A 13,581-nucleotide genomic window follows, 5' to 3' on the forward strand; every position below is an offset into this window, starting at 1 on the left:
CACTTGCCCTCGGATGACCGACTCCGAAACCAGATCCCGACTCATCGAGGCCGCGTACGCACTCATGCTCTCCAACGGATATTCCGCCACCGGAGTGGCCGACATCTGCTCGGCGGCCGGCGTGAGCAAGGGCAGCTTCTACCACTGCTTTGAGACCAAGGAGCAGTGCGCCCTGGCGGCCCTGCGCGACCACATGAGCCGGGCCCGCGAACAGGTCGAAGCCGGGCTCGATCTCACCGGCCTCTCTCCAGCCCAGGCGGCGGTAAAATACGTCGAGCACATTGAAAAAGGCGCCGAGGACATCTGGTGCGACGGCTGCCTCGTCGGTGCTTTTGCCTTGGAAATCAGCGAAACGCAGCCGGCGATTCGCGAAGAGGTTTCGCAGGTGCTGCGCGACCTGGCCGACTACATGGAGTCGATCTTCGCCCCGCTGGCCAAGGCGGTGCGCGGCCCCGGCTCGCCGTCGGCGCGGGAGCTGGCCGAGCAGTACATCGCCGTCATCGAAGGCGGCGTGGTTCTCAGCCGGGCCCACAGCGACATCCGCATGGTGCCTCAGGCCCTGCGCACCTTCCGCCGCTACCTCTCATTGCTGCTGACCCACTCGAACTGAAAGGACTTACGGCCGCTGCCGCGCCGTCAACTTCTTGCTTTCCAATGTGATACCAACCGGTCGGTCTATTTTAGTACTCCCGCTACTACTTTGAAAGGAAAGAGACCATGCCCACACTCACTCCCGAACTCGAATCGCTCGTCGGTAAGGTCATCACCGACCTCGGCGGCACGGCCAACGCATTGCTCGTCATCGTCGGCGACCGCCTCGGCCTCTACGAAACGCTCGCGCGCATCGGTCCGCTCACTGCCGCCGAACTGGCCAAAGGCACCAACACGAGCGAGCGCTACATCCGCGAGTGGCTCTCGGCCCAGGCGGCGTCGGGTTACATCGAGTACGACGCGGCGACGGAGCGCTTCAGCATGACGCCCGAGCAGGCCATGCTCTTTGCCGACGAGAACAGCCCGCTCTACATGGCCGGCGGCTTCTTCTCGGCGGGCTCGCTCATCCGCAGCGATGAAGCGCTCGCCGAGGCCTTCCGCACCGGCCGCGGCATCGGCTGGGGCGATCACCACGAGTGCCTCTTCTGCGGCACCGAAAAGTTCTTCCGCCCTTCCTACGCGAGCAACCTCGTCCAGACGTGGATCCCCTCGCTCAATGGCGTGCGCGAAAAACTCGAGCGCGGCGCGAGCGTCGCCGACATCGGCTGCGGGCACGGCGCTTCGACCATCATCATGGCCAAGGCGTTTCCCAACTCGCAGTTCATCGGCTTCGATCCACACGCGCCGTCGATCGAGCACGCGAAGCAGCACGCGCGGGAAGAGGGTCTGGACAACGTGCGCTTCGAGATCGCCACGGCTCAGGACTTTCCCAAAAGGCTCGACGGCGCCGGCTACGACTTCGTGTGCGTCTTCGATGCGCTCCACGACATGGGCGACCCGCGCGGCGCCGCCCGGCACGTGCGCGAATCGCTCAAGCCCGGCGGCACGTGGATGATCGTCGAACCGGCGGCGGGCGATCGACTCGAGGAGAATCTCAATCCCATCGGCCGCGTGTACTACGCCTTCTCAGCCGCCGTGTGCGTGCCCTCGGCCCTGAGCCAGAGCGGCGGCGACTCGCTCGGCGCCCAGGCTGGGCCCGCGCGGCTCACCGAGATCGTCGGCAGCGGCGGCTTCAAGAGCACGCGCATCGCCGCTCAGTCTCCCTTCAACCTCGTGCTTGAGGCAACGGCCTAAAAGACTCGACGCGAGGATCGACCCTGCGGCCCGGGCGCCAACGCGCCCGGGCCGCAGTTGCGCGCGGGCCGCTTTCGGTCAGAAATGGGACGTCGCGGCGATTGGCGCCGGCGAATAGGCTAGCTCCACTGCCCGCGGGGGAAGCCGAGGCGCTCCATCGTGGGGCCGCAGACTTCGTCGAAGAATGCCTTTTCGGCGTCGGTCCAGTCGCGCCAGTGGGGAACGCGGTACTCCTCGGCCGAGTTGTTGCTCTTGCGCGCCTTGTGGGCCGTCCACGTTTCTTCGCTGATGTGCAGGCCGATGGGATCGAGCACGTTGGTCTTGAGGTAGTCGTACTCTTTGAGCGTGCGATTGAACTGGATGATCGGCTGCTCCGGCAGGTCGCGCAGCAGGGTGCGGTAGGCGTCCATCCACCACCAGCAGACTTTCTCGAAGTGCGACATCGACGCCCACCGGCCGTGGAATGCATCCCCGGGCAGCGGGCGCACCGGATCGTGCGACGCCTGGAAGCCGCGGCCCATCTGGCGGTTGAGCGCGCTGCGGACGGTGTCGCGGCCGTCGCGCGCGAGGACCATCATGTGCGCGTGGGGGAAGGCCCGGTGGAGCGCGCCGCCGAGGCAGCGCAGCGGCGATGAGACTTCGCCGTAGGTCTTCTTTCCCGTATCGACGATGTCGCGGTAGATGACGTACTTGCGGTAGTGCTGGATGTAGTAGTCGGCAAAGGCGGGTTCGCGCCGCGAGCGCGGCCGGGACTCCATGTCCGGATGGCCGCGCGGCTCGTGACGGACCGTGGCCTGCGGATCTTTGGCCAGCAGCGAAGAGAGAAACAGCGTGCCGCAGCGCCCGCTGCCCAGCAGGAAAAAGAGATTGGTCGCGGCGAGGCGGGCGTTGACCTTCTTCTCGCCCAGCAGGATCGGTTCGAACCAGCCGCGCACGCGCCACGTCTTTCCCGCGGCGATGCGCAGCGATCGCGGCGACCTGGCCCAGATCCGTCGAAAGGCTCGTTTCATCGCCGCCGCACCCTCAATTGGCCCCGTACCATGAACCGGCGCGGCGTCGCGTCGGCGCCGCCGGTGATGGGCAGAGATTGTAGACGGCTGACCGTGTCGTCTCAGGCCGGTGATATCGCTTTGCTCCGTTCACACATCTGCAGGGAGGACGTGAATTGACGACGCTGACCGCTTCGCTTGCCCGCCGGGGCCGATGCCTGCCGCTTCTGGCGATCATGCTGCTCGCCCTGCCGGCGTGTGCGGCGGACGGGCCGATTGAGTACACCGTCGCCCTGCCCGCCCCGCAGACGCAGATGGTCGAGATGTCCATCGTCGTGCCCGAGGTGGACGGCGAGACAGTCGAGTTCATCCTGCCCGTGTGGCGGCCGGGGCGCTACGCCGTGCTCGACCCGGCCGGCACGGTGCGCGAGGTGCGGGCCAGCGACGCCGCGACGGGCGAAGGCCTGCCCGTCGAGAAAGTCCGCAAGAATGCGTGGAGCGTGCGCACGCAAGGCGCGAAATCGGTCCGGCTGGATTATCGCGTCTACGCCAATTCGCTGGCCGACCGCACGCGGCACGTCGATGACACGCACGCGTTTCTCTCGCCTTCGTCAGTATTCGTGTACGTGCCGCAGCGGCGCGATGATCCGCTGGTGGTGCGCGTGCAGGCGCCGGAGGACTGGGACATCGCGACGGGGCTCGAAAGCGATCCGAACGATCCGCGCTCGCTCATCGCGCCCGATTACGACGTGCTCGTCGATTCGCCGCTGGAGATCGGCGTGCACAGGCGGCTGACGTTTGACGTCGATGGCGTGCCGCACGAGATCATCCTCTGGGGCGACGAGGACATCGAGTATGACGAGCAGAAGCTGACCGACGACTTCGCCGCCATCGTCCGCGTCCAGCGCGACATCTTCGGCGCGTTTCCCTACGAGCGCTACGTCTTCATCACCCACGTGGGCATGGGTGGCGGCGGGGGCACGGAACATCTCAATTCAACCGTCATGCAGACCTCGCGCCGCTCGTTCGAAGATGACGGCGCCTACGACCGCTTCCTCGGCCTGGTCGCGCACGAGTTCTTTCACACGTGGAACGTCAAGCAGTTCCGCCCGGCGGGGATCAATCCGTATGACTACGAGCGCGAGAACTACACGAAACTGCTCTGGGTCGCGGAAGGCACGACGAGTTATTACGATGATCTCACGCTCGTGCGGACCGGACACACGAAACCGGCGAAGTATCTCCAGAGCATGGGCGACGCGATCGATGCGCTGCGCCGCCGGCCCGGCCGGCTGGTGCAGAGCGTCGAAGAGAGTTCGTTCGATGCGTGGATCAAGTTCAGCAAGTCGACGCCGGACGACGTGAACTCGAGCATCTCGTTCTACACCAGCGGCGCCATGGCGAGCCTCGCGCTCGACTGGTCCATTCGCAAGCGCAGCGGCGGCGCCGCCGACCTTGACGACGTCATGCGCACGCTGTACGAGCGCTTTCCGCTCAGCGGCGGCGGCTACACGCCCGAGGACCTGCTCGCCGTGATCAATGAGATCAGCGGCAGCGACTTCGGTGCGTTCTTCGCGCGGCACATCCGCGGCACGGAAGATTTCGACTTCGAATCGCTCGCCGATGCCTGCGGCCTCGAACTCGTCTTCGAGCCGGCGAAGCGCGAGGATGATGGCTCAACGAGCCGCACGGGTGAGGAAGCGGGTCCAGAGGATCAGGATGAAACCGCCGAAGAAACAAGCACGCCTTCTTCCGGCGAAATTCCGCTCAAGGCTTACCTGGGCTTGAATATCAGCGGCACGCGCGTGTCATCGCTGCTGGCCGACAGCCCGGCGTATGCATCGGGCCTGCTGGTGGGCGATGAACTCGTGGCCGTGAATGGAAAGCGGATCGGTTCGCAGGGCGATCTTGATGATCAGGTGAACGCGCTCGATCCGGGGCAGTCGATTCACATCACCTTCTTCCGCAGGGATCACCTGCGCGAAGTGGACATCGCGCTGACCGGCGTCCCCGATGGTTCGTGGACGCTGCGCAAGGTGGAGGAGCCGACGGACGAGCAGAAGGCCCAGTACGCCGACTGGCTCGGACAGGAGTGGTGAAGCGAAAGGGACGGGCTGCATGGCTTCGAGTCAAGGCGATGAGTCCTCGCTGGTTGTTTCACCGGTGCCGCCCGACGTTGGCGGAAGTGTGACGCAGGCGCCGGCACAAGTGAGCCAGTCGCTCACGATGCCGTCCGAGAGCCAGGTCCTCGATGTGCTCTGGCCCGACGACTCGTCGCACCCGTACGTGTCGATGGAGGTCTCGACCATCGACGCCTGGCCGGTGGCGGTGGAGCACTGGCCGGAGATCGGCGCCAGCGCGCTGAGCCTGATCCTGCTGATCGTTCTGGCTGCGATGCTCTGGCGGCGCTGGCGTCGCCGGCGGCTGGTGGCGCCCGGCGAGCCGTATTGCGCCAAGTGCGGCTATCGACTCACCGGCCGCAGCGACGCGAAACAATGCCCCGAGTGCGGGCGGGATCTTGCGGGCGGCGGAGTGATGTACGGCCGGAGACTGCGTCGGCGGCCGGTCGTGGTCGCAGCGGCTCTGCTGGTAGGTGTGTGCGGAGTCTACTACGCGGCGCGCGGCCACCTGCCGCGCACCGGTCGCGCCGCGAACTGGTTCGACTGGCCTTCCGCCCGGCTGCACGCGTGGGCGACGGCGAACCAGCGCTGGTCGATGATGCGACACGCACTGCCGATGCTGCGCATCGCGCGGATCGACCCGGAAACGGGAGCAGTCGTGCGCACCGTGCGCTACGAGCCGATTCAGAAGCGCGATGGCACGAGGTGGAATGGGCGACTCGCCGGGCTGCGCGAGAATCACTTCTACCTGTACTGGCGCAGCGGTGTCGCCGAGATTGATGCCGGGTCAGGCCGCACTGTGCGGGAGTTGCCTCTGCCCGGGACGGTCGGCGAGCTGTGGGCCGGGATCAGCGATATCGCCCTGCACCCGAGCCGGGATGTTCTGTATGCCTACGTCGATTATCGCGTGACGCTTGCGTGCGATCTGCAGACGGGGCAGTGGTCGGAGGTCGTTTCGTTTCCGGAGCGGTCGCAGTTGCTGATGCATTCGCTGTTTGCACTGCCGGATGCTGACACGGTGATCCTGCGCCGCGCGCTCGCCCCGCGGCAGCCCGAATCCGGCTGCGATCTGATCGATCTCAACTCGGGCCAGACCGTACTCACGCAGCGCACGGCCAAGCATGATCTGTCGCAGGTGGTCGGCGTGACTGGGGATGAACTCCTGCTGACCGAGACCGAGTTCCTGGCCGTTGCGTACGCAGAAATCTCCGAGCAGACGATCAGGCGCTGGTCACCGGGAATGCGCGAGGCCGAGGATTTGCTCACGATTCCATTGCGCCGCATCGCGTCGATCCAGGGCGGCCGCTCGGGCAGGCTGTACTTCGCAGGACAGGGCATCAGTTCCCCCGCCGCGCCGGCAACCATCGCCGTCTACGACCGGGATTGGAAGACATATCTCCAGCCGCTGCAGCTGCCGCCGCGCACCGGCGACATGAACCTGTCCATCTCACCCGACGAGCACTGGGCGCTCACGTGGCACAGCGAGCCGACCGCCGGGCCGTGCCTGTACATCTTCGACCTGCACGCGATCCACGGCGGCGCTTCGCAGCAGCCGGCGAGGTGATCTTCGCTACTTCGCACGCTCCTGAATCGCCCGCACCAGCCGCGTCTTTTCTGTGCTGTCCGGCAACCGCGCCGGCATCAGCCGCACCCGCGCGGCCTCGTGATCGTGCCCTCACTCTACGCGCACCACGTTCGAGGGCCGGCAGGAGTCGCGGTCAATGATCTGGAGCGACCGGCCGCACCACTGCGCCGGAGCGACGCTGACGAGTCTGCCATCGCCGACGGCACTCGACTGTGCATAGCGGATGAGAGTCAGCCCTTCGCCGGTCAAGTCCAGTGTCGTCCCGGCGCATGCGTGGCCGCTCGGGATGACGAACTGTCCTGGGCCGTTGGCGCCGAGGATGGCAATGGCGCCGCCGGGTGTGCAGTTGGACCACTCGAACACCGCCTCACCGCCGCCCGGGCATTCGGCTGAGAGTGCGATCGTCGGGTCGAGAACGATGAGGTGTGCCGCGATGCTCCTTTGATCGGCGCATCCGTCGCGCCGCACGATGCACTGCAATCGCCCGGTGTAGTCGCCGGTGACGTCGGTCACGCGAAGCGTGTCGGTATGGCTGCCGGAGATCGGCCCGCCATCGCGGAGCGGGCGGCGGTTCCACGTCCACTGGTACGTTGCCGTCTCCGGTTCGCGCACCGCGACATGGAAGTCCACCGTCTCGTGCAGATCAACGAACTGGTGCTGCGGCTGCTCAGTGAACGCGTGTTTGCCGCTATAGGTCCAGGTGTCGCCGGTCCAGTGTTCTGTTTGATCCTGACCTGCGAAGAGGAACATCCCGCTTCGTGCTGCATCGTAAACCATCGCTCCGGATCGCCGGCCCGCCACCTCGGTTGGAGCCAGTGCGCTAACAACCCAGCGAAGGCCGTCCCACTCCCACGTCTGGCGCCCCTCGCCGAGGCGTGGCCCCTCACCGCCGTACATCACAGTCACGTGGTTCGAGGAGTCGAATGCCATCGCGTGCCTGGCGCGAGGTGAAGCGCCGTCAGCAGCGACCTGGACCCAGGTTTGCCCGTCATATTCCCATGTATCCTGAAAGAGTTCGGTACCGCGTTTCCCGCCGAAGAGAACGGTGAGATGGCGATCTGTGTCATAAGCCATCGCGTGGCGCCAGCGAGCGTCCGGTCCCAAGTCGGAAATGTGCGCCCAATTTGTGCCATCCCACTCCCACGTGTCGCTCATCTCGTCATACCCGGCGTTCCGACCCCCGAAGAGGACCGCTACCCCTCGCCGTTCATCAAAGATCATGGCGCTGCCCTCCCGCGGGGGCGGTCCAGTATCGGAGACCTGCGTCCACACGTTACCATCCCACTCCCATGTATCACCGAGTACACCTGCTTCGCTGTTTCGCCCGCCGAACAGGACCATGACGCCCCGACGCGAGTCGTAGGCGATAGTGGGGCGCCACCGCGTCAAAGGGCCATCGAAAGAGACGGCTCGCCACTGCGTGCCGTTCCACTCCCATGTATCGCCCAGAGACGCATGGGCCAAACCTCCGAACAGCACGGAAACGCCGCGACTGCTGTCGTATGCCATGACGTGATCGGAGCGGATTGAGGGATGCGAATGCGCTTCAGAATGCCATTGACGGCCATCCCAGGACCAGGTGTCGCGCAGGGAGTTGGATCCCAATATGGTCCCACCGAACATGATCGTCTTGTTGTGCAGCGTGTCGAAGGCCATGGCGTGTGACGTTCGGACGATTGGTCCCCGGTTGGCAACCAATTCCCAGGCAATGCCGTTCCACTCCCAGGTCTCCGCCTCGTCACTGTCCCAGTTCTGTCCGAAGAGAACGGTCCGCTGTCGCTGGGCGTCGTAAGCCATGGCGGCGCCCGTGCGTGCAGTCGGCCCACCATTCACAGAGACCTCGCGCCACTCAATTCCATCCCACTCCCACGTGTCTGTTTCACCGCCGGTATTGCGGCGGCCGTACATGACGGTCACGCCTCGTGCTTCATCGAAGGCCATTGTGTGGTACCATCGCGGGCTGGGTCCGCCCGTCGCCACCTGCGACCACGAAGCGCCATTCCACTCCCACGTGTCGTTCTGGAGGGTGTTGCCTCGCGTTCCACCGAACATCACCACGACTCCTCGCCGACTGTCGAAGGCCATCGCATGGGCGTAACGCGATCCAGGTCCGGATGTACTGACAAGCGACCACAGGCGGCCATCCCATACCCAAGTGTCCGCCGAAAGGTCTCCCCCGTACATGACCGTCACCTGATGCGCGCTGTCGTACGCCATGGCATGGCGCACGCGCGAACCGGGGCCGGTATCGCTGACTTGTGTCCAGTTCTCGCCGTCATACTCCCACGTGTCAGGAAGTCCGCTGCGAAACTCGCTGTATCCACCGAACAGAACCGTCACATTGCGTGAGCTGTCATACACCATGCCGTGCCATGAGCGCGCGCTCGGCCCGGGATACTCGATCTGCTCCCAGCCGCCGCAGTCGCTTTGGGCGAGCGCCTCTGGTGCGGTCCACAGCACGCAGCCCACAGCGGCGCCGCAGCACAGCAAGAGCGTCCCGAGCCATCGCCGACAGGGCCGCTGGGTCAAGTCTGGTAGGAAACTGAGCATGGCGGTTCTCCGAAGCCCGTGTACTCGCGGGCATTGATCCTCTGTTTATAACAGATTGCGGCAGGGGTAGCAATGCCGGAGGGAGATTTGGACAAAAAGCGAGTAAGACTGCCTGACCTCTCTCCCCGCAGCCATTCCGGCAACACCACATCGTCAATGGGCGGGTCGAAGTCGGATCTCCTGAATGAGCCGCCTCTTGGCCGCGCTCTCCTCCAGCCGCGTCAGCGCCAGGCGCACCCAGGCGCGGCGGGCCGGGTCGTCGCCGGTCGCGAGGTTGACGAGCGTGTCGAAGTTCTGGGTGATGAAGAGCGTGTCGTCGTAGAACGAGCCCTGCACCTGCACATCGGTCCAGGCCGACTCACTTTCGCTGAGCACGAAGCGTTCGTCGCCATCGTCCCATCGGTAGCGGGCCACGCCGGCTCGCTGAAACACGTCGGCCAGGTCCGCCACCGCCGCGGCGTCCGCCGGATCGCCTTGAGCGAGGGTCCATGAGACATCCGCATTCGTGATCGTCAATGTGATCGCGTGATCGACGTACATGCCGCGCTCATCGCGCCCGACGCTCGGCGCGGCGGTGGAGAACTCGTAATTGAATGGCCCGTTGCTCCAGTACTCATTCCCGCCCGTCGCCCAGCCATGCACGAATCGCAACCCGGTATCATCGACGCGGCACCAGCTCGCGAGCCCCCGCCACGTGCCCGTGCCGCCCGTGCTGATCGAACCGAGTTCGCAGATTGTCTCATCCTCGGCCAGGACGCGGAGCTCCGGGTCGGCGTACTTGCTGTGAATGTCATACGCCCCGCCGAAGACCCACTCATCGCCTTCCCGCCTCAGGGCAAAGAGGGCGAAGAGCTGCATGCTCGAGATGAGATACAAGCGCGCCGCCGCGCCGTCTGCGGCCTTCAGGTCAAGCCACTTGACGCCCAGGCTGTCCTCGTACCCGACCAGAAACGTGTCGCGCGGTAGTTGCAGCCGCTCCTGCAATGCGCCAACGCGCGTCCCCGTCGCATCATGATCGAGCGCGAGCATTTCCTCTTGCGTCACGACCAGCGCCTGCCGCGCCGGTGGCGGCTGCGCGAAGACCTCGGCCACCTGCTGCAGATACGCCATCTCCGGCTCATCGCGCCCCGCCAGCAGCCGCCACTGCCAGCGCCACATCGCCGCGCGATTCCAGCGGCTCACGCAGTAGTCCGGCCCTTCCTGCAGCCGCCCTCTCAACTCGTTGTCGAAGACATATCCCGGGTATGGCTCATCAAAGGAAATGCGGCCCGTGAGCATGATCAGCGCGGTATCAGGCAGATAGTCCACGCTCAGAACCAGCAGCGCTTTCCAGAATGGCCCGACGGCGATAAACACACTCGCAAGCAGCGCCGCACTCGCCGTCTTCCAGCGCCGCCGCGTGCGCCGCCACTGGCTGTCGCGCTTGACGGTGCAGCCGCATTCGGGGCACGTCTTCCCCGGCGTGCCGAGCATGTCGTACCAGCACCTCGGGCATCGCAGCCGCCCGCGCGCCCGGTCCCAGAAAAGCGCCCATGCAGACAGGCCGACACATGCCAGCAGCCCGAGCGACCAGAGGATCCAGTGCAGTGTGGTCACAGGGAACCATAGTGCCTGCCTGGTCAGGCGCTCAGGATCGCGCGGTAGTGTCCGGCGCTCGCGTCATCAAGACAACACGCGATCACGCGCCGGATCGACTCAACCTCCGCGCCGGTCTCGCGCATGGTCCGCACCGCAATCTCCGCCGCACGCTCTGCCGGGAAACCGAAGGCTCCCGTGCTGATCGAGGGGAAGGCGATGGTGGCGATGGCATGGTCCGCCGCGAGCAGCAGGCACTGGCGGTAGCACGACGCGAGGAGCGCCTCTTCATTCTGCCGGCCGCCGCCCCACACCGGCCCGACCGTGTGGATGACGAACCGCGCCGGCAGGTCGTGCCCGCCCGTGATCACGGCCTGCCCCGTCGGGCAGCGCACGCCCGGGCGCACTTCGGGCAATCGACGACACTCTTCGAGCAGCCCCGGCCCGGCCGCGCGATGGATCGCTCCATCCACGCCGCCTCCGCCGAGCAGCCGCTGGTTCGCCGCGTTGACGATCGCATCGACTTGCACGGTCGTAATGTCCGCGATGATGCAGTCGATGTCAGCCATGACCACGGTCGGCGGGGAGCGGCAGGCGCCGGTTATTGCTTTGCCGGCGGTGCGGCTGGCTGTTGATCGAGGGTGGTCCCGGTTGACCTCTCGATGGTGAACATGATGTCGCACTTCTCCGTTGAGTCATTGGAGAGTTCGATGGCGCCCCCGTCTCGAAGCGTCCGAGCCACCGAACCGCGGATCAGTCGATGCGGTCCATCAGCGGGTAGATGTGCAGCCTTGAAGAGGACGTTGACCTCGCCCGGCCCGCTGTTGTTCACGACGACAAAGGGATTCGATCCTTCGACGGTGAGCGAGGCCCGGGCATTGGGCACAAGCAGGAGTCCCATCGTCGTTTCCCCGCTGCTGCATGCGGTGAGCGGCAGGGCCAGCCAGAGCAGAACGAGCCCGCAGGCGGCGCGCGACCGGACGAGACGAGGCGGGCAGGGTCGATGAGTCATGAGTTGCTCCTCTAATTCTGAAAGAGTGTGGGGTCGCCAGCAGCGGCTGCAAATCGTAATGACCGCGCAGGATCAGGTCTATTCCCCGCGTTGAGGCCCCGTCGGAAAACTCCCTCTCCCTAGCAAAAGGTCGGAATGAGGGTAAGAAGAATCACATGGCGCTCTACCTCATGTCCATCTACGGCTCGCCCGCGCAAGAGTCGTGGTTCCGCAGCGCCTGGGCCAAGACCGGCAATGAAGCTCGACATGGGCAAGTCGTGCATCCGCTTCCGCAAGATCGCGGACCTGCCCCTCGACGTGATCGGCGAAGCCATGCGCCGCGTTCCGGTTGTCAATTACATCGCCTATTACGAGCAGAACATCAGGAACGCGGGCAAGCAGAAGGCAGCCGCGAACGCAGCCGGGACGACCGCCAAGCCATCCGCGAAGAAGTCATCGTCAAGCGCTGCCAAGGGCGCCGCGAAGAAGCCGGCGAAGAAGTCCGAAGAGAAATCCGCCAGGTCATCCGCCAAGAAGTCAACCAGGAAGACGGCGGGCGCCAAGCCGGCCAGGAAGTCCATGTCGAAAGCCCCGGCGAAAGAGACCAGCCGCAGCGGGCGCTGAGCGCGCTCTTCGTCAGCCCCCGCTTCAGGCGCGCAACGAGACGGGATACTCCCGCAGTCGCCACATGAGTTCGTGGTCCAAGGTCATCGCATCAAGGGGATCGTCGGGATCGTCAACCCACTCGTTCGCCACGATGAGAATGAGCGCCGTGTTCGGCGGGTAATCCGCGTAGCGCACCACCAGCGCCTTCCAGAACGGCCCGACGGCGATAAACACGCTCGCCATCAGCGCCGCCGCGTGCGCCGCCAGTCGCGATCCCGTTTGACCATGCGGCCGCATTCCGGGCACGTCCGTCCGGCCGCGGCGAGCATGTCATACCAGCACTTCGGACACCGCAGGCGCCCACGATGCCGATTCCAGAAGAGCGCCCAGCCCAGCGCGACGAGGCACGCCGCAAGACCGATCGACCAGAGTGTCCACTGGATCGGTGTCACGCCCAACCATATCGGCGTGACCGATCACTCGCGCCGCTATCGGGCGGCATCGCGGCCCGGCGCCACCCTGGCCCGACCTACATGTACAACCCGCCGTTGACGTTGATTTCCTGGCCGGTGATGTACGACGCCAGCGGCGAGGCGAGGAACGCCACCGCGTGGGCAACTTCCTCCGGCTCGCCGAAGCGGCCGATGGGAATGCCCGAGGTGATCTGCTCGCGGATGTTCTCGGGAACCTTCGCGGTCATGTCGGTGGTCACGAAGCCGGGCGCGACGCAGTTGACGGTGATGTTCTTGCGCGCCACTTCCTTGGCCAGCGACTTGGTCAGCGCGATCAGCCCCGACTTGGCCGCGGCGTAGTTCGCCTGACCGAAGTTGCCCGTCTGTCCGATGATCGAGGTAATGTTGATGATGCGGCCCCAGCCGGATTCGATCATCTTCTTGAGCATCGCGTGTGTGATCAACGCCGGGCCGGTGAGGTTGACGTCCATCACCTCTTCCCACTGTTCGCGCGTCATCTTGGCAAACGTGCGGTCGCGGGTGATGCCGGCGTTGTTCACGAGGATCTGCACGATGCCGAAGTCCTCGTTGACGTGGCTGAGCATCTCGCGATTCTCTTCGTCGTTGGCGACGTTGGCGCGATAGATCTTGGCCTTGCGTCCCTTGGCGACGATCTGGTCGCACACTTCGCGGGCGGCCTCCTCCGAGGTGGAGAAGTTGATGGCGACATCGCAGCCCACGTCAGCCATGGCCAGCGCGATGGCGCGGCCGATGCCGCGCGCGGCCCCGGTCACAAGACAGATCTTGCCTTCGAGCGACTGTGTCATGACGCACCTCTCCCGTTGCATGCCACACCGGCTGGCGGAAAGCCTCGCCGGTTATTGGTCAGTGTACCAACTGCCGCGCGCAATTCCTACGGGGTGAATAC

General features: G+C 65.3%; 13 protein-coding genes. 5 read left to right on the forward strand and 8 right to left on the reverse strand.

Going from position 1 to position 13,581, the window contains the following annotated elements; genetic code table 11:
* Positions 1-13: 13 nt before the first annotated feature.
* Positions 14-610 carry a TetR/AcrR family transcriptional regulator gene (locus IT430_17960; GenBank protein MCC6909825.1) on the forward strand — a complete coding sequence of 199 codons (597 nt, stop codon included), beginning with the start codon at positions 14-16 and terminating at the stop codon, positions 608-610.
* Positions 611-717: 107 nt separating this feature from the next.
* The gene (locus IT430_17965) at positions 718-1,785 is read left to right on the forward strand and encodes a methyltransferase domain-containing protein (protein MCC6909826.1); all 1,068 of its coding nucleotides are present in this window, start codon (positions 718-720) and stop codon (positions 1,783-1,785) included.
* 119 nt (positions 1,786-1,904) lie between these two features.
* Here IT430_17965 and IT430_17970 read toward each other — a convergent pair whose 3' ends face one another.
* Positions 1,905-2,795, reverse strand: coding sequence for a hypothetical protein (locus IT430_17970; GenBank protein ID MCC6909827.1), 891 nt, complete (start codon positions 2,793-2,795; stop codon positions 1,905-1,907).
* 155 nt (positions 2,796-2,950) lie between these two features.
* Between IT430_17970 and IT430_17975 the strand changes: the two genes are divergently transcribed.
* Both IT430_17975 and IT430_17980 read left to right on the forward strand, forming a co-directional pair.
* Positions 2,951-4,873, forward strand: a complete 1,923-nt coding sequence (locus IT430_17975) for a M61 family metallopeptidase (GenBank protein MCC6909828.1) — start codon at positions 2,951-2,953, stop codon at positions 4,871-4,873.
* 19 nt (positions 4,874-4,892) lie between these two features.
* Positions 4,893-6,458: a zinc ribbon domain-containing protein gene (locus IT430_17980; protein ID MCC6909829.1), complete on the forward strand. Its 1,566-nt coding sequence runs from the start codon at positions 4,893-4,895 to the stop codon at positions 6,456-6,458.
* Positions 6,459-6,569: 111 nt separating this feature from the next.
* Here IT430_17980 and IT430_17985 read toward each other — a convergent pair whose 3' ends face one another.
* From IT430_17985 to IT430_18000, 4 genes are all read right to left on the reverse strand, one after another.
* Positions 6,570-9,029, reverse strand: coding sequence for a hypothetical protein (locus IT430_17985; protein ID MCC6909830.1), 2,460 nt, complete (start codon positions 9,027-9,029; stop codon positions 6,570-6,572).
* A 153-nt stretch (positions 9,030-9,182) separates the two neighbouring features.
* On the reverse strand, positions 9,183-10,625 hold the full coding sequence (locus IT430_17990) for a hypothetical protein (GenBank protein MCC6909831.1): 1,443 nt from the start codon (positions 10,623-10,625) through the stop codon (positions 9,183-9,185).
* 23 nt (positions 10,626-10,648) lie between these two features.
* Positions 10,649-11,173 carry an O-acetyl-ADP-ribose deacetylase gene (locus IT430_17995; GenBank protein MCC6909832.1) on the reverse strand — a complete coding sequence of 175 codons (525 nt, stop codon included), beginning with the start codon at positions 11,171-11,173 and terminating at the stop codon, positions 10,649-10,651.
* Positions 11,174-11,205: 32 nt separating this feature from the next.
* Positions 11,206-11,616, reverse strand: coding sequence for a hypothetical protein (locus tag IT430_18000; protein MCC6909833.1), 411 nt, complete (start codon positions 11,614-11,616; stop codon positions 11,206-11,208).
* A 234-nt stretch (positions 11,617-11,850) separates the two neighbouring features.
* On the opposite strand from IT430_18000, the gene IT430_18005 reads away from it, so the two are divergent.
* The gene (locus IT430_18005) at positions 11,851-12,219 is read left to right on the forward strand and encodes a hypothetical protein (GenBank protein ID MCC6909834.1); all 369 of its coding nucleotides are present in this window, start codon (positions 11,851-11,853) and stop codon (positions 12,217-12,219) included.
* Positions 12,220-12,243: 24 nt separating this feature from the next.
* On the opposite strand, the gene IT430_18010 is transcribed toward IT430_18005, so the two are convergent.
* From IT430_18010 to fabG, 3 genes are all read right to left on the reverse strand, one after another.
* A complete protein-coding gene (locus IT430_18010; protein ID MCC6909835.1) occupies positions 12,244-12,444 on the reverse strand; it encodes a hypothetical protein in 201 nt (66 codons plus the stop codon).
* Positions 12,444-12,653, reverse strand: coding sequence for a hypothetical protein (locus IT430_18015; protein MCC6909836.1), 210 nt, complete (start codon positions 12,651-12,653; stop codon positions 12,444-12,446). The genes IT430_18010 and IT430_18015 overlap by 1 nt, the downstream gene beginning before the upstream one ends.
* 77 nt (positions 12,654-12,730) lie before the next feature.
* The gene (fabG, locus tag IT430_18020; GenBank protein ID MCC6909837.1) at positions 12,731-13,480 is read right to left on the reverse strand and encodes a 3-oxoacyl-[acyl-carrier-protein] reductase; all 750 of its coding nucleotides are present in this window, start codon (positions 13,478-13,480) and stop codon (positions 12,731-12,733) included.
* Positions 13,481-13,581 lie beyond the last annotated feature (101 nt).

The organism is Phycisphaerales bacterium (genome assembly GCA_020852515.1).
Lineage (GTDB): Bacteria > Planctomycetota > Phycisphaerae > Phycisphaerales > UBA5793 > UBA5793.

What these genes read in the sequence shown, in the direction of transcription:
- IT430_17985 (MCC6909830.1), bottom strand. Translation starts at nt 9,029, where the DNA reads ATGCTCAGTTTCCTACCAGACTTGACCCAGCGGCCCTGTCGGCGATGG.
- IT430_17965 (MCC6909826.1), top strand. Translation starts at nt 718, where the DNA reads ATGCCCACACTCACTCCCGAACTCGAATCGCTCGTCGGTAAGGTCATC.
- IT430_17980 (MCC6909829.1), top strand. Translation starts at nt 4,893, where the DNA reads ATGGCTTCGAGTCAAGGCGATGAGTCCTCGCTGGTTGTTTCACCGGTG.
- IT430_18005 (MCC6909834.1), top strand. Translation starts at nt 11,851, where the DNA reads ATGAAGCTCGACATGGGCAAGTCGTGCATCCGCTTCCGCAAGATCGCG.
- IT430_17960 (MCC6909825.1), top strand. Translation starts at nt 14, where the DNA reads ATGACCGACTCCGAAACCAGATCCCGACTCATCGAGGCCGCGTACGCA.
- IT430_18000 (MCC6909833.1), bottom strand. Translation starts at nt 11,616, where the DNA reads ATGACTCATCGACCCTGCCCGCCTCGTCTCGTCCGGTCGCGCGCCGCC.
- IT430_17995 (MCC6909832.1), bottom strand. Translation starts at nt 11,173, where the DNA reads ATGGCTGACATCGACTGCATCATCGCGGACATTACGACCGTGCAAGTC.
- fabG (MCC6909837.1), bottom strand. Translation starts at nt 13,480, where the DNA reads ATGACACAGTCGCTCGAAGGCAAGATCTGTCTTGTGACCGGGGCCGCG.
- IT430_18010 (MCC6909835.1), bottom strand. Translation starts at nt 12,444, where the DNA reads ATGGCGAGCGTGTTTATCGCCGTCGGGCCGTTCTGGAAGGCGCTGGTG.
- IT430_17970 (MCC6909827.1), bottom strand. Translation starts at nt 2,795, where the DNA reads ATGAAACGAGCCTTTCGACGGATCTGGGCCAGGTCGCCGCGATCGCTG.